The organism is Sphingomonas kyeonggiensis (assembly GCF_014204495.1).
In the GTDB taxonomy this organism is placed as follows: Bacteria; Pseudomonadota; Alphaproteobacteria; order Sphingomonadales; family Sphingomonadaceae; genus Sphingomonas; species Sphingomonas kyeonggiensis_A.
Map to the genome: position 1 here is coordinate 617,299 of NZ_JACHLN010000003.1, position 15,614 is coordinate 632,912.

The 15,614-nt window shown below is 66.4% G+C and carries 12 protein-coding genes; 8 read left to right on the forward strand and 4 right to left on the reverse strand.

Features of this window, described 5'->3' with window-relative positions:
* Positions 1-350: 350 nt before the first annotated feature.
* Entirely contained in the window at positions 351-3,083 is a 2,733-nt protein-coding gene (locus tag HNP52_RS16995) for a TonB-dependent receptor (RefSeq protein ID WP_184168802.1), read from the reverse strand.
* A 447-nt stretch (positions 3,084-3,530) separates the two neighbouring features.
* Between HNP52_RS16995 and HNP52_RS17000 the strand changes: the two genes are divergently transcribed.
* The 8 genes from HNP52_RS17000 (at position 3,531) to HNP52_RS17035 (ending at position 11,278) form a co-directional block, all read left to right on the forward strand.
* Positions 3,531-4,259, forward strand: a complete 729-nt coding sequence (locus tag HNP52_RS17000) for a GntR family transcriptional regulator (RefSeq protein ID WP_184169268.1) — start codon at positions 3,531-3,533, stop codon at positions 4,257-4,259.
* A gap of 31 nt (positions 4,260-4,290) precedes the next feature.
* Entirely contained in the window at positions 4,291-5,172 is an 882-nt protein-coding gene (locus HNP52_RS17005; RefSeq protein WP_184168803.1) for an IclR family transcriptional regulator, read from the forward strand.
* Positions 5,173-5,388: 216 nt separating this feature from the next.
* A complete protein-coding gene (locus tag HNP52_RS17010) occupies positions 5,389-6,684 on the forward strand; it encodes an L-fuconate dehydratase (RefSeq protein ID WP_184168804.1) in 1,296 nt (431 codons plus the stop codon).
* Positions 6,685-6,968: 284 nt separating this feature from the next.
* Positions 6,969-8,252: an L-fucose:H+ symporter permease gene (fucP, locus tag HNP52_RS17015; protein ID WP_184168805.1), complete on the forward strand. Its 1,284-nt coding sequence runs from the start codon at positions 6,969-6,971 to the stop codon at positions 8,250-8,252.
* The gene (locus HNP52_RS17020) at positions 8,249-8,587 is read left to right on the forward strand and encodes an L-rhamnose mutarotase (protein WP_184168806.1); all 339 of its coding nucleotides are present in this window, start codon (positions 8,249-8,251) and stop codon (positions 8,585-8,587) included. The genes fucP and HNP52_RS17020 overlap by 4 nt, the downstream gene beginning before the upstream one ends.
* Positions 8,584-9,609 (forward strand): aldo/keto reductase, encoded by a 1,026-nt coding sequence (locus HNP52_RS17025; protein ID WP_184168807.1) that lies wholly within the window; start codon positions 8,584-8,586, stop codon positions 9,607-9,609. The genes HNP52_RS17020 and HNP52_RS17025 overlap by 4 nt, the downstream gene beginning before the upstream one ends.
* 63 nt (positions 9,610-9,672) lie before the next feature.
* Positions 9,673-10,410, forward strand: a complete 738-nt coding sequence (locus tag HNP52_RS17030; protein ID WP_184168808.1) for an SDR family oxidoreductase — start codon at positions 9,673-9,675, stop codon at positions 10,408-10,410.
* Positions 10,411-10,435: 25 nt separating this feature from the next.
* The gene (locus tag HNP52_RS17035; RefSeq protein WP_184168809.1) at positions 10,436-11,278 is read left to right on the forward strand and encodes a fumarylacetoacetate hydrolase family protein; all 843 of its coding nucleotides are present in this window, start codon (positions 10,436-10,438) and stop codon (positions 11,276-11,278) included.
* A 43-nt stretch (positions 11,279-11,321) separates the two neighbouring features.
* Here the strand turns inward: HNP52_RS17035 and HNP52_RS17040 are convergent, their stop codons facing one another.
* The 3 genes from HNP52_RS17040 to cysK all read right to left on the reverse strand — a co-directional run bounded on the left by HNP52_RS17040 (position 11,322) and on the right by cysK (position 15,580).
* On the reverse strand, positions 11,322-13,682 hold the full coding sequence (locus tag HNP52_RS17040; protein WP_184168810.1) for an arylsulfatase: 2,361 nt from the start codon (positions 13,680-13,682) through the stop codon (positions 11,322-11,324).
* Positions 13,683-13,925: 243 nt separating this feature from the next.
* On the reverse strand, positions 13,926-14,609 hold the full coding sequence (locus tag HNP52_RS17045) for a DOPA 4,5-dioxygenase family protein (RefSeq protein WP_184168811.1): 684 nt from the start codon (positions 14,607-14,609) through the stop codon (positions 13,926-13,928).
* A 14-nt stretch (positions 14,610-14,623) separates the two neighbouring features.
* Positions 14,624-15,580: a cysteine synthase A gene (cysK, locus tag HNP52_RS17050; protein WP_184168812.1), complete on the reverse strand. Its 957-nt coding sequence runs from the start codon at positions 15,578-15,580 to the stop codon at positions 14,624-14,626.
* Between the last annotated feature and the right edge of the window lie 34 nt (positions 15,581-15,614).

Consider the following 15,614-nt stretch of genomic DNA (forward strand, 5'->3'; position numbering starts at 1 on the left):
ACCCAGCCTCTGCCATGTAAAGATCGTCATCGCCTGCCTCCCGCCGTCACCCCGGCCTTGTGCCGCGTTCCACGGTGCCGCGCGCGCTGAACCGGAACTCTCGAATTCTGCCCTCGCCGCCTGGTGGACCCCGGCACAAGGCCGGGGTGACGAGGTTTTGGTCCTTCGGCCCACCCTGGAACTGCGAGAAGGTCCCCCCACCCCGCCTGCACGAGCCGCACACAGAAAAATGCCGCCCTTAGCAGAGCTAGGGGCGGCTAGTGTCGGATGCCAGACTTGGAGACACCGGCATCGCAAAGGGACTTGGGAAGGGTGGGCGCGGCGAGAACGCCGCCGCGCCCGGGGCACACTTACATGCGGAACGAAGCGCTCAGCGAGTAGACGCGACCGTTCTTGTAGACCGAAGTCGGGAACTTCGGATCCGAGCTGTACTGGTAGTAGGTCTCGTCGAGCAGGTTCGACGCCGAGGCGCTGACCTGCAGCTTGTCGGTCAGGTTGTACGAGATCGACGCGTCGAGCTGGCTGTAGCCGTCGGTATAGTCCTGCGACTGCTGGCGGCCGAAGCGATAGAAATACTTCGAGCGACGGTTGAAGCTGACACGCGCCTGGAACGGACCCTTTTCGAAATAGGGCACGAGCGTGAAGGTGTCGCGCGACAGGAATGGCAGGCCGGTGGGCGAGCCGGTGTCGGCATCGGTGAAGGTGTAGTTGGACTGGATGCCGAAGCCCCAGAACAAATTGGCGTTGGCCGTCAGCGAGAAGCCGGTGACCTTTGCCTTGCCGCCGTTCACCGGGCGCGAGATCGAGTATTCCAGCGTGCGGCCGGTCACCGTGTTGGTGAGGCTGACGCCGTCCTGCACCGCGTTGCCGATATAGTTCGACACGTCGCGGTAGAAGACTTCACCCGAGATGTAGCTCGCCGGGGCGAAATACCATTCGGCGGAGAGGCCGAAATTGGTCGCCGCATAGGGCTTCAGGTCCGGGTTGCCGCCGCTGCCCGAGCGGGTGGTGTCGTCGAGCGAGAGTGAGCCGGCGAGATCGGAGTAGCGCGCACGCGCCATCACCTTCGCCGCCGAGGCACGCAGCACCACATTCTCGCCCGCCTGGAAGATCAGGTTCGCGGCCGGCAGGAAGCGGTTGTCGTCGGTGTTCACCTGGGTCGGTGCGAAGACGCCGCCGCTCTGCACGTAGAATTGCGACTGGTCGCGGGTGAAGACGTAGCGACCGCCGACGTTACCGCGGAACCGGCCGGCCTCGAAATTGGCCTGCAGATAGCCCGAGACGATCGTTTCCTTGACGTGGAAATACTGATCCTTCGAGAGGCCGCGGCTCACGCTGATATTGCCGTACTTCTCGAGCGTCGCGCGGATCGCATCGGCATCGAGCGTGGCATAGGGCGTGCCGTTGCCGCTCACACCCAGGCCATCATACAGATTGCTGTCGAGGACATAGGGGTTGAGATCGGCGAGCGTGAAGTTCTGGTTGGTGAACGTCGCGCCGCCAACGGTGGTGTTGCTGTTGGTGTGGCTGGCGAAGCGCGCACCGAACAGGATCTCGGTGATCGGGCCGAGATTGACCTTGCGGCTGACGTCCGCCTGGCCGAACAGCTCGTTGTCGCGGGTCTTTTCGGCGTAGGTGATGCCGCCGATCTGGCGCCCGAAGAACGGGTTGCCGCCATTGGCCGCGCGCACCGCCGCCTCGGTCTGGTTCTCGCCGCCGAGCGCCGTGTAGTTGCTCAGCCAGCGCGAAGCGTCGCTCGCCGGATACTGCCAGTTGACATAGGTGCTCTGGCCGTTGGTGCCCGAGGTGAAGCCCTGCTTGGTGCGGAAATCGAGGAGATATTCCGGATCCTTGCCGCCCGAGGCGCGGGTGCCGCCGAAGTTGCCGGTGACGACCCAGTCGCCCGGCTTCCAGTCGAACATCAAGGTGAGCGAGTCGTTCTTGACGCGGGTGCGACGGAAGTTGGTGTCGAGCTGCCCGGTGGCGCCATTGCCGCTGGTGATGCCCGCGAAGGTCGCCGAGGTGACCATGCCGTCGGCATAGGTCGCGCTCTGGAGGAGCGAGCCCTCATAGCCATAGGTATATTCGGAGTTCGACAGATTGTCGTAGTTGCCGCGGATCACCAGCGCGGTGCCGGTGAGCGTGAGGTTGTCGGCCGGGCGAACCTGGATCGCGCCCGAGAAGCCGATGCGCTCGCGCTCCTGCTTGAAGAACTCGCGGGCGAGGAACGAGGCGACGCGGGCCTTGCTGAACTCGGCGATCATCGCCGCGTTGGGCAGCTGGCCGTTCAGCGTCGGGCCGCTGGTGACGCGACCGTCCGCACCGTAGATGATGTTGCCGTTGGCGTCCTTCGGGTAGCGATCGAGCAGCGCGTCACCGGTACGATACCAATAGACCGCCGAGCCGGCGCGGCTGAGCTGTTCCTTGTCGTAGTTGACCGCGCCGAGGAAGCCGATCGTTTCATCGGCATTGTGCCAGCTGTACAGCGCCGAACCGCGGAAGCTGCCGCGCTTGGCACGGCTGTTATACTCGCCGCCGCCGGTGAGCGCGACGGTGTTGGGCTTCAGGTCGAGCGGCTTGCGGGTGACGATGTCGACGCTCGCGCCGATCGCGCCTTCCTGGAGGCGTGCCTCGGGGGTCTTGTAGACCACCGCCTGGCTGATGATCGTCGGCGAGAGCAGCGAGTAGTTGAACGAACGGCTCGAGCGATCCGAGGGGTTGCCGCCCCAGTCGGCCGAGGCGACCGAGTGGCCGTCGATGGTCAGGCGGTTCAGCGCAGGCTCGACACCGGCGATCGAGAGCTGCTCGCCCTCGCCGAACTGGTGGTCGACCGTGACGCCGGGCAGGCGCGACAGCGATTCCGCGACGTTGCTGTCGGCGAGCTTGCCGACATCCTCGGCGCTGATCACATCGACGATCGAATTGGCGCGCTTCTTGGTCTCGATCGCGTCCTGAAGGCTCTTGCGGATGCCGGTGACGACGATCTCGCCGTCGTCGCGCGAAGGAACGGAATCCTGCGCATAGGCCGGAACCGCGGCGCAGGTGAGCGCCGTACCGACCAGGAACTTAAGCCGTAGATTCATTCGTTTAACCCCCCTCGCTTGCATCGCAGGACTGGCACCGCCAGCCCGGCATTTCCTGCGGATACAGAATTGTTCTGCAGCGCCTCTCCCGACCGATTCTGCGAATCCGAGCTTCGGGGCGCCTAGGGACCAGTGTGTAACCACGAACGAACCAATCACGCAATGGTTTTTTGGAAACTAATTTTGCATATGAAAATTAAGCGTGACATTTGTCAGATTGATCTTGATGTTGCGCCTGAAAACCAGCGGCGGATGAGGGGACGGAATGGACGATCGGGGCGTAGGCGCGGCGCGGCCTCGCGGGCAGCGGAGAGGCTATGCCGGGGATGCAATTGGTCTCGTCGCCGCGCGAGTCGCGGCATGACCGCGAGCATTCCGCTGCTCGGCCCGCAACCGCGCGCGGTGCTTGCCCCGGCGGCGGCGGAGTACGCCGAGGCCTCGCTGGGCATGCTGGTGCTGCGGGATCGCAAGCCGCTCTACGCCCAGTTCGCCCGGCTGCTGCGCAGGGCGATCGCCGAGGGGCGGCTCAAACCCGGCGCGACGCTGCCGCCTGAACGCGACCTCGCCGCCGAATATTGCGTGTCGCGGATCACCATCCGCAAGGCGTTCGCGGAGCTGGCGGAAGACGGGCTGCTCACGCGGCGGCAGGGCGCCGGCACCACGGTCACCCGGCGGATCGAGCAGAATTTCTCGCGGATCAGCTCCTTCTCCGAGGAAGTGGCGGCCCGGCGGCAGCTGGCGCGCAGCAGCTGGATCCTGCGCGCGGAGGGGACGGTCACGCCGGCCGAGGCGATGCACCTCAACCTGTCCCCCGGCGCGCCGGTGCTGCGGTTCCACCGCATCCGCATCGCCGACGACGCCCCGATGGCGCTCGAATTCTCGACCGTGCCCAGCTTCTGCCTGGACGGGATCCACGAAGTCTCGGGATCGCTCTATGCGGCGCTGGCCCGCACCGACCACCGGCCGGTCCGCGCGCTGCAGCGCCTGCGCGCGGTGCCCTTCACCGCGGCCCAGGCGCGGCTGCTCGATGTCGATGCCGGCACGCCGGGGCTGCTGATCGAACGGTGCGGCTTCCTCGGCGACGGACGGCCGGTGGAATATACCCAATCCTATTATCGCGGCGACGCCTATGACTTCGTCGCGGAACTCACGGACCTCCCATCAGTGCCGGCATGACAACGCGATCCTGCTGCGCTAGCGTCGCCTGATGCCCCCAAAGCCCGCATCGCAGAACAAGCCTGCCAGCAAGCAGGCGAAGCCGGACGACAAGTCCGCCGCGCCCAACTACAGCGCGCCCGCCCTGGAGAAGGGCATCGACGTGATCGAGCTGCTCGGCAACGAGCCGTTCGGCCTCACCATCACCGAGATCGCGCAGCGGCTGGGCCGCTCGGTGAGCGAGCTCTTCCGCGTGGTGGTCGCGCTGGATCGCCGGGGATGGCTGCACAAGGATGCGACCAACGACCGGTACCGGGTGACCTACAAGCTGCTCGAGCTCGCGCACCGCGCGACACCGGCGCAGGAGCTCACCTATGTCGCTGCGGCGCGGATGCACAGCCTGGCCGCGGAAACGATGCAGTCCTGCCACCTCGCCGTGGTCAACGGCAGCCGCGGCCTGATCGTCGCGCGCCAGGAGAGCTCCGGCCCCACCGGCTTCGCCGTTCGGCTGGGCACCGAGATCGTGCTGGAGACCAGCTGCTCGGGCCATGTGCTGCTGGCGTTCATGGAAGAGGCGCGCCGACTGGAAGTGCTGGGCACGCCCCCTTCCCGCCCGCTCGCCGAGCGCCTGGCCGAGGTGCGTGCCCAGGGCTATGAATCGATCGAGAGCTCGCGGCTGGCGGGCGTGTCCGATCTTTCCTGCCCGATCTTCGGGTTCAGCGGCCAGGTGGTCGCGGCGCTCACCATCCCGTATCTGGCCGTGATCGACGATGCACCGCATCTGTCACTCGAGGAGACGCTGGCGCTGCTGAAGGTCGCCGCCTTCGACATCTCGACGATCCTCGGCTGGTACGACCGCGAGGAAGCACCCGTGGTCCCCACCCTTTCCGTGCCCGAGCCGAAACGTCCACGCCGGAGCCGCAAGGCCAGCTAACGGCGCGGCCGACGACAACCCCCTCCCGACGCCGGCCCAACCCGATCGAGCACGCTTGATCGGAACCGAAGCCATGCGCGAAATGTGTCCATCTCGACGGTATCAGGTTTCATCTGGAAACAATATTTCCATATACAAAATACTGCCAACGCAATATGGAAGGCCTCGTTTAGTGCCCGACACTTGCTTTCCCCTGTCACAGAGAAAAAACCGCCAATGACCGTGATCACCGGCCTGCGCGTGCTGGATATCAGATTTCCCACCAGCCTATCGCTGGACGGCTCGGATGCAATGAATCCGGATCCGGACTATTCAGCCGCCTATGTGATCCTGGAGACCGATACGCCGGGTCTCAGCGGCCATGGCCTGACCTTCACGATCGGGCGCGGCAACGAGGTTTGCGTCGCGGCGATCGAGGCGCTCCGCCCGCTGGTCGTCGGCCAGTCGCTCGACACGATCCGCGCCGAGCCTGCAGCTTTCTGGCGCCACATCACCGGCGACAGCCAGCTGCGCTGGATCGGCCCAGACAAGGGCGCCATCCATCTCGCCACCGGCGCGATCGTGAATGCGGTATGGGACCTCTGGGCAAAGGCCGATGGCAAGCCGGTGTGGCGCCTGGTCGCCGAGATGTCGCCGGCCGAACTCGTTCGCGCGATCGACTTCCGCTACATCACCGATTGCATCACCCCGGAGGAGGCCCTCACCCTTCTCGAGGCGCGTGCCGCCGGCAAGGAAGAGCGGATCGCGCTGCTCCGCGCCGAGGGCTATCCCTGCTACACCACCTCGGCAGGCTGGCTCGGCTATGACGACGACAAGCTGCGCCGCCTGGCCCAGGAAGCCGTCGATGCCGGCTTCCGCCACATCAAGCTCAAGGTCGGCGTCGACCTGGAGGACGACAAGCGGCGCGTCGCGATCGCCCGCGAAGTGCTGGGCCCCGACCGCACGCTGATGATCGACGCCAACCAGGTGTGGGAAGTCGGCCAGGCGATCGACTGGGTCAACGCCCTCGCCTTCGCCAAGCCCTTCTTCATCGAGGAGCCGACCAGCCCCGACGATGTGCTGGGCCATGCCAGCATCCGCGCCGGCATCGCGCCGGTGAAGGTCGCGACCGGCGAGATGTGCCAGAACCGTATCCTGTTCAAGCAGTTCATCATGGGCTCGGCGATCGACGTCGTGCAGATCGACGCCTGCCGCCTGGGCGGCGTCAACGAAGTGCTGGCAGTGCTGCTGATGGCCGCGAAATACGATCTGCCCGTCTGGCCGCATGCCGGCGGCGTCGGCCTGTGCGAATATGTCCAGCATCTCGCGATGATCGACTATCTCTGCTTCGCCGGGACGCGCGACGGCCGGGTGATCGAATATGTCGACCATCTGCACGAGCATTTCCTCGATCCCTGCGTGATCCGCTCGGCCGCCTATATGCCGCCCGAACGGCCGGGCTTCTCGATCGAGATGAAGCCGGAGACGCTTACCCGCTATCGGCACCAGCCGGATCGCGGGCAGGCAGCCTGAATGCGCGGCGGGGCCCTTGCTCCGCCCTACATGGATAAACTGCGTCCGCGGCCTGGCGCATCGCCGGGCTTGCGGAGCGGGCCAGTTGCGCTGCAACATCAACCCGTCCCTGCCCTGCACGCGACAAGGATCAGGCCGGAGCAATCGCTCCCACGACGACAGGAAATTCCAAGGGGAGGCCGCAATCACTGGGCCGAGATATTGTTTTTTCCTATGAACTTGTATTTTAAATACGCAATTATAAAAAACTACATCCCGCATCGCCGGGGGGAGGAAATCCGAGAATGGCCAGCCGCGCATCCGTTGCCGCACCGCCGATCGTCGAGCGCCGCTATGCGGTCGCCTTCGCGCTCGTCACGTCGCTCTTCTTCTCCTGGGCATTGGCGGCCGCGCTCAATGATGTGCTGATCCGGCAGTTCCAGAAGGCGCTGGACCTGACCCGCACCGAAGCGAGCCTGATCCAGTTCGCCTTCTATGTGGGCTATTTCTGCGCCGCGATCCCGGCCGGCCTGCTGATCCGGCGGCTTGGATACAAGAACACGATCCTGATCGGCCTGGCCTGCTATGCTGGCGGCGCCTTCCTCTTCTATCCGGCGGCGGCAGCGGAACAATATAGCCTGTTCCTGGTCGCGCTGTACGTGATCGCGATCGGCCTCGCCTTCCTCGAGACAGCGTCGAACCCCTATGTGACGATCCTCGGCGCGCCCGAGACGGCGTCCGCCCGGCTGAACCTGGCCCAGTCCTTCTATGGCGTCGGCGCGATCCTCGGGCCGATCGTCGGCGGGCTGTTCATCTTCTCCTCGAACGAGCGCACCCAGGCGCAGATCCTGGCGATGGCCCCGGCCGAACGCGCCGCCTGGCGGACCGCCGCGGCGACCGCGGTGCAGGGCCCTTATATCGCGATCGGCCTGGTGGTCTGCCTGATCGGCCTGCTCATCGCCTTCACCCGCTTCCCGGTCATCGCGCATGCCAAGGCGGCCGAGGGTCCGCGCCGCCCGTTGTTCGCGGTGCTGCGCCATCGCTGGCTGCGCGCGGCGGTCATCGCGCAATTCCTCTATGTCGGCGCCCAGGTCGGCGTGTGGAGCTTCTTCATCGACTTCACCAAGTCCCAGGCCCCGCAACTGAGCGAACGCACGACCGCGTTCCTGCTTTCCGCCAGCCTGGCGATGCTGATGATCGGCCGCTTCAGCGGCGCCTTCCTGCAGCGGCGGATCGCCCCGGCGAAGCTGCTCGCCCTCTATGCCGCGGCCGGCGCGCTGCTCTGCGGCTTCGCGGCGCTGGCATCGGGCATGCCGGCGGTAGGCGCGCTCTGGCTGACCAGCTTCTTCATGTCGATCATGTTCCCGACGATCTTCGCGCTTGGCGTCGAGGGGCTGGGCGAAGAGACCGAGAGCGGTTCGGCCTTCCTGATCATGGCGATCATCGGCGGCGCGGTGTTCCCCCCGCTGATGGGGATCGTTTCCGAGCGGATCGGCGGCGTGCACCACATGATGCTCGTGCCGATGCTTGCCTTTGCCGGCGTGCTGGCCTTTGCCGTGCTGCGGCTTCGGGAAGGACCTGCCAAGTGACACGTGCCCTGTTTGCGCTCGACCTGAAAGACGATCCGGAACTGATCGCCGCCTATGAGGCGCGCCATGCCCCCGGATCGGTGTGGCCCGAGGTGCTACACGACATCCGCCAGCGCGGCTTTAGCGCGATGGAGATCTGGCGCGTCGCCGATCGGCTGGTCATGCTGGCCGAGGTTCCCGAAGAAGGGCTCGCTCCCTCCGACCCCGCGCTCGAGACCGTCGTTGCCGAATGGGAAGCCACGATGGACGCCTATCAGCGCCCGATCGCGGCCGGCGGTCCCAAATGGCTGCCGATGACGCGGATCTTCGCGCTCGACGAGCATCCCGCATCATGATCCCATTCCGTACGGTTCCCCGCGCGAAGATCGAAGTCAGCGAGATTGGATTTGGGGCGGCGCCCCTCGGAAACCTCTATCAGCCCGTGACCGACATGGAGGCCCGCGCGACGCTGGAGCGCGCGCTGGCCGCGGGGATGAACTATGTCGATACCGCCCCGCACTACGGCCATGGCCTGAGCGAGCGGCGCGTCGGCGACGGGCTGCGCGAACGGCAGGGGATCGTGTTGTCGACCAAGGTGGGGCGCCTGTTGCGCGCCGACCCGGCGCTTCGCGGCGATGCCGAGCGGCAGGGCTTTCGCTCGCCGCTGCCCTTCGAGCGGCATTTCGACTATAGCTATGACGGCGTCCTGCGTTCCCATGAGGACAGCCTGCAGCGGCTGGGCCTGGCCAGGATCGACCTGCTCTATGTCCATGACATCGGCGTGCGCACGCACGGCGCGGACAATGGGCGGTATTTCGATCAGCTGACTCAGGGCGGCGGCCTCAAGGCGCTGGAGCGACTGCGCGATGAAGGCGCGATTGCCGGTTTCGGCGTCGGCGCCAACGAATGGCAGGTGGGCGTCGAGGTGCTGCAGCATGCGGACTGCGACGTCATGCTGCTCGCCGGCCGCTATACGTTGCTCGAGCAGGGCGCGCTGGAACAGTTCCTGCCGCTCTGCCTCTCGCGGCAAGTCTCGGTCATCATCGGCGGCGCCTATAATTCGGGCATTCTCGCCACCGGCACCGCGCCGGGCCATGCGCCGCGCTACGACTATGGCGAGGCACCGGCCGATATCGTGGCGCGCGTCGCCCGGCTGGAAGCGCATTGCCGGGAATATCAGGTGCCGCTGGCTGCCGCCGCGCTCCAGTTCCCGCTTGCCCATCCCGCGGTCGCCAGCGTGCTGCTCGGCCTGGGCTCGCCAGGACAGGTCGAGGATACGATCCGGCTGCACGGCTTCGAGATCCCGGCGGAATTCTGGCAGGGGCTCCGCGATGCGGGACTGATCGCCCCGGACGCTCCCCTTCCGACGGATCGGTAGATGCGCATGACCTTTATCGGTGCCGATGCGGCACCCGACCAACAGCCCTGACGGAGACATGAGATGACGAAAGCTGGCCGGCTGGCGGGCAAGACCGCGCTGGTGACCGCGGCGGCGCAGGGGATCGGGCGGGCGACCGCCGAGCTCTTCGCCGCGGAAGGCGCAACCGTATGGGCGACCGACATCAACCTGGACGGGCTGTCGGGCCTGGCCGGGTGCCAGGTCGCGCGGATGGACGTGCGCGACGAGGCCTCGATCGCGGAGGCGCTGGCGCTTTCCGGGCCGCTCGACGTGCTGTTCAACTGCGCCGGCGCGGTGCCGGGCGGGACGATCCTGGATTGCTCGCCCGAGGACTGGTCGCTCGCCTATGACCTCAACCTGACGAGCATGTACCGGATCATCCGCGCGGCGCTGCCGGACATGATCGCGCGGGGCGGCGGGAGCATCGTCAACATGTCCTCGGTCGCCAGCTCGATCAAGGGCGTGCCCAACCGCTTCGCCTATGGCGTCACCAAGGCGGGCGTCATCGGGCTGACCAAGGCGGTGGCCGCCGATTTCGTCGGCCAGGGCATCCGCTGCAACGCGATCTGCCCGGGCACGATCGAGACGCCGTCGCTGCGCGAGCGGCTGCGCGCGACCGGGGATTATGAAGGCGCGCTCGCCGCCTTCGTCGCGCGCCAGCCGATGGGCCGGCTGGGCCAGGCGTCCGAAGTCGCCGCGCTCGCCCTCTATCTCGCGTCCGACGACGCTGCATTCACGACCGGCCAGATCCATGTGATCGACGGCGGCTGGACCAACTGATCCTGCGATTGAAGGAGTTCCGTACATGAAATTGCTGCGCTTTGGCCCGAACGGCCAGGAGAAGCCGGGCCTGCTCGACGCCGACGGCAAGATCCGCGACCTGACCGGCGTGGTCGCCGATATCGACGGCGGCACGATCACGCCGGAAAGCCTGGAGCGGCTTCGCGCGATCGATCCGGCGAGCCTGCCGCTGGTCGAGGGCGAGCCGCGGCTCGGCGCCTGCGTCGCGCGGCCGGGCAAGTTCATCTGCATCGGCCTCAATTATGCCGATCACGCCGCCGAGACCGGCGCCGCGATCCCGGACGAGCCGATCCTGTTCATGAAGGCGACGAGCGCGCTTTCCGGGCCCAATGACCCGATCGTGAAGCCGCGCGATTCGACCAAGCTCGATTGGGAAGTCGAGCTGGCCTTCGTGGTCGGCACCGAATGCCGCTATGTCGACGAGGCGCAGGCCGAAGCGGCGATCGCCGGCTATTTCGTCTGCAACGACGTTTCCGAGCGTGCCTTCCAGCTCGAGCGCGGCGGCACCTGGGACAAGGGCAAGGGCTGCGACAGCTTCGGCCCGATCGGCCCCTGGCTGGTGACCGCGGACGAGGTGGGCGACACCAGCGACCTGCACATGTGGCTCGAGGTCAACGGCAAGCGCTACCAGGACGGATCGACCTCGACGATGATCTTCCGGCCGGGCTTCATCCTGTCCTATCTCAGCCGCTTCATGAGCCTGCAGCCGGGCGACATCGTCACCACCGGCACGCCGCCGGGCGTCGGGCTCGGCCAGAACCCCAATGTGTGGCTCCACAAGGGCGACCGGATCGCGCTCGGGATCGCCGGCCTGGGCGAGCAGCACCAGGTGGTCATCGAAGCCTGATCGCAACAAGGCAGGGGCCGGCCGAAACCGGCCCTTGCTTGCGCTATTTCAGCAGGAGCCGCACTTCGCCCAGCGCCTGGGTGTAATGCGCCTGTCCGGCCGGATCGGCACTGACCAGCGAGCCGCGGTCCAGGCCGATATCGAAGCCTTCCGAATACGCGCCAACGGCAGTCAGGAACTTGCCGATCGGCCCCGAGGCGACCTGCCTGCCGTTGACGTAGAGCGTGACCGTGCCCGGCACCGAGGGATTGAACAGCGTGCCCTTGGCGGTGGCCTGGTCGGGCACATATTCATAGGCGACGGTAAGCGACCCCGCAGGCAATACCTCGCCCGAGATCACCGTCTGGTGAGACTGGCCATAGGCATTGTTCTCGAACACCAGCCTGCCCTGCTTCACATAGAGCGCGAAGCCGCCGAGGCGCCCGCCTTCGGCGAGCAGCACGCCACTGCCCGTCGCGGCATCGCCCCTGATGTCCACTTCGAAGCGGTGTGCGCGGCCCGAAAGGTCGGGCAGCGCGTTGCGCGGCAGCTGGCCTATGCCCGCCTGCCAGGCGAAGCGGGTAGCCGCCTTGTCATAGAGGCTCGGCGCCCCGATAGGCGCCGGCAGCAGCGGGAAGACGCCGTTGCGCAGGCCTTCCTTCTCGAACTCGGCCTTCAGCTCGGCAAGCTTTGCGGGTTCCTTGTCCGCCAGGTCGTTCGCCTCGCTGAAATCCTGGTCGACATGGTACAGCTCCCAACGATCGGTGGCGGGGTCGCTGGTGTAGACGCTGAGGCCGGACTCGATCAGCTTCCAGGGCAGATAGGGCCGCCGCGCAGCCGCCACCCAGCCGTCGCGATAGAGGGCACGGTTGCCGAAGATCTCGAAATACTGCTCGCGATGCGCTTCGGGTGCCTTGGGATCCTTGAAGGTCGGGACGAGGCTGCGCCCCTCGAACGGGATCTGCTTCACGCCGTCGACGCTTTCGGGAAAGGCGATGCCCGCCGCATCGAGGATGGTCGGCGCGATGTCGTTCACATGGCCGAACTGGCCACGCACCGTACCGGGCACATCGGTATGCCCGGGCCAGGAGACAATCAGCGGATTGCGCGTCCCGCCGAAATGCGAGGCGACCTGCTTCATCCACTGGAACGGCGTGGTCGTCGCCCAGGCCCAGCCCGCGGCATAGTGATTGGCAACATCGGGGCCGCCAAACTTGTCGAGCTGAGCCAGCTGGGTCGCCGCGCTCGCCTGCCCCCCGGTGCCCGAGGCAGCCTCGTTGGCGATCGAGCCGTCGAGCCCGCCCTCGGCGCTGCCGCCATTGTCACCGACGATGTAGAAGATCAGCGTGTTCTGGCCGCCGGGGCGGCTGCGGATCTCCTTGATCAGCCGGCCGACCTCGGCATCGGTATGCTCGACGAAGGCCGAATATACTTCCATCTGGCGGGCATAGAGCTTCTTCTGGTCGGCGCTCAGGCTGTCCCAGGCGGGCAGGCCCTCGGGGCGCGGAGTGAGCTGGGCATTGGCGGGAATGACGCCGAGCCGCTTCTGCCGCGCGAAGGCCTCCTCGCGATACTTGTCCCAACCGCCATCGAACCGCCCCTTGTTGCGGGTGATCCAGTCGGCCGGGGCATTGTGCGGCTGGTGGGCCGCGCCGGTGGCGAAATAGAGGAAATAGGGCTTGGCGGCCGCCAGCGCGTCATGCTCGTCGACCCAGCGCAGCGCATGATCGACCAGGTCGCTGGTCAGATGATAGCCGGGCGCCGCCTTTTGCGGCGATTCCACCGGCGTGGTGTTGTCGTAGAGATGCGGCTCCCACTGGTCGTCCTCGCCCGACATGAAGCCGTAGAAATGATCGAAGCCGAGCCCGGTCGGCCAGCGATCGAACGGCCCCGCGGACGAGATTTCCCATTGCGGCGTGTTGTGCCACTTGCCGACCGCCGCTGTGCTGTAGCCATTGTCATGCAGGATCCGCGCGATCGACGCGGTTTCCTTCTTCCAGATCGAGTTATAGGCGGGGAAGCCGGCAGCGATGTCCTGCAGGTTACCGAAGCCGACCTGGTGCTGGTTGCGCCCGGTGAGCAGCGCCGCGCGGGTGGGCGAGCAGATCGCCGTCGTGTTGAAGCGATTGTAGCGCACCCCGTCCCTGGCCAGCGCATCGAGATTGGGCGTGCGGGCCAGGCCGCCAAAGGTCGAAGTCGCGCCGAAACCGACATCGTCGAGCAGGATCACCACGACATTGGGCGCGCCTTTCGGTGCCTCTGGGCGCCGAGGAAAGGCCGGCACCGAGTCCGCCCGCTTCACCGCGATCCTGCCGGTGAATCCCTCGCTTCCACCTGGCGCGGTCTGCGCCTGGGCCGCCAGCGGCGCGGCCAGGGAAACACTCGATGCGGACAACAGCAACAGCGTACGGCGGAATATGGTCATGGGCCCCTCCAGTCGGAAATCGACGTTACTCTACTTAATTAGTAGAGATAAAAGAGATGAGCTTTAGGCCGCGAAAGCCGAACTTGCTTTTCAATTCATATCATATCGGTAGGAATTATCGCCGTGCCGATGAAGCCGGCAGCCGCTCTCGTCCGGTTTCATCGCTTCCCCGAGCGAGGTTCATTCCCCCCAAGCTCAGGTCTAGGCCGCGCCCCATCCCGCAGGGCGCGGCCACTTTTTCGTTCAGGCCTCGAGACGAACGCTCGGGCGCGTGTTCGGGTAGATCTGCTCCACCTTCGGCTCGCCGGGCCCGGGCGCATGCATTCCGTACGCGTTCACCGGCTGGGACCGGTTCACCCACAGCGCGTAATGGAGATGGTCCGCGCGGGGATCCTCGGTGTTCGGATGCAGCAGGATCGTCAGGCCGAGGCTGTTGAGCTGCAGCCAGGGGACGATCACCGGCAGCAGGTCGTTGGTGAAGCCGAAATAGAAGGACGGCGTGACATGCGGCCCGCGCGGCTCGAGGTTCCAGTTGCCGAGTTCGACGGAGAATCGCTCGGCCGCCCATTTGCGGACCAGCGCCGCCTTCTCGTAGCTGTCCTCGTCGAAATAGATGTGCGCGTGGTAGCTCTTGATATCGGTATAGGCGCGCGGGCTCGACGGCAGCACGGCTTCGCCGGGGCGCACCGATTTCGGGCGGGGTGTCGCCTCCTTGTAGGTCTCATAGCCCCAGGGGCTGCGCCCGGTGGCCCGCGGCGCGAGCGGCCTGGCCGGCGCGGGTGCCGTCTGCGCCGCCGCTCCTCGTGCAAGGCCGATTGCGGCCAGTGCCGCCGCGCCCCCTCCCAATAGCGCGCGACGCCCGGGCGACAACAAATCGGCCCACATCTGGTCATCGCGCTCGTTGAAGAAATCGGGATCGAGCGACATGGAAACTTCTCCGGTCAATGGGCGCGGACGCCGGCCAGGGTGAATTCCGGCGCCGCTTCTTCCGGAAGGAAATCGGGCACCGAGAGATAGCGCTCGCCCGTGTCATAGGCGAAGCCGAGGATGTTCGCGCCGGGCAGCGCAGGCAGCTTGCGGGCAATCGCCGCAAGGGTCGCGCCGGAGCTGAGGCCGACGAGCAGCCCCTCCTCGCATGCCGCGCGGCGAGCAAAGCCCCGCGCTTCGTCGGCACTGACCTGGATCACGCCATCGAGCATGTCGGCATGGAGATTGGCCGGGATGAACCCGGCACCGATGCCCTGGATCGGGTGCGGTCCCGGCGCGCCACCGGAAAGCACCGGCGAAAGTTCGGGCTCGACCGCGAAGACCTGGAGCGTCGGCCATTCCATCTTGAGCGTCTCCGCCAGCGCAGTGATGTGCCCGCCGGTGCCGACGCCGGTGATGATCGCGTCGATCGGATCGCTGCGGAAGTCCGCCAGTATCTCCTGGGCGGTAGTGCGGACATGCGCATCGATATTGGCGGGATTGTCGAATTGCTGCGGCATCCACGCGCCCGGCGTCGCGCGCACCAGCGCATGTGCCCGGTCGATCGCGCCGGCCATTCCCTGCGCGCGCGGAGTGAGATCGAAGCTGGCGCCATAGGCCAGCATCAGCCGGCGGCGCTCCACGCTCATGCTCTCGGGCATCACCAGGATCAGCCGGTAGCCCTTCACCGCCGCGACCAGCGCGAGCCCGATGCCCGTATTGCCGCTGGTCGGCTCGATGATCGTGCCGCCCGGACGAAGCAGCCCCTTGCGCTCGGCTGTCTCGATCATCGCCAGCGCGATGCGGTCCTTGATCGACCCACCGGGATTCGATCGCTCGGCCTTGATCCAGACCTTCGCATCCGGGAACAACCGCGACGCACGGATATGCGGCGTGTTGCCGATCGTCTCGAGAATGCTGCTCGCCCTCACGCGCGCCTCCCTCTTCTCAGGGCCGGATTTATAT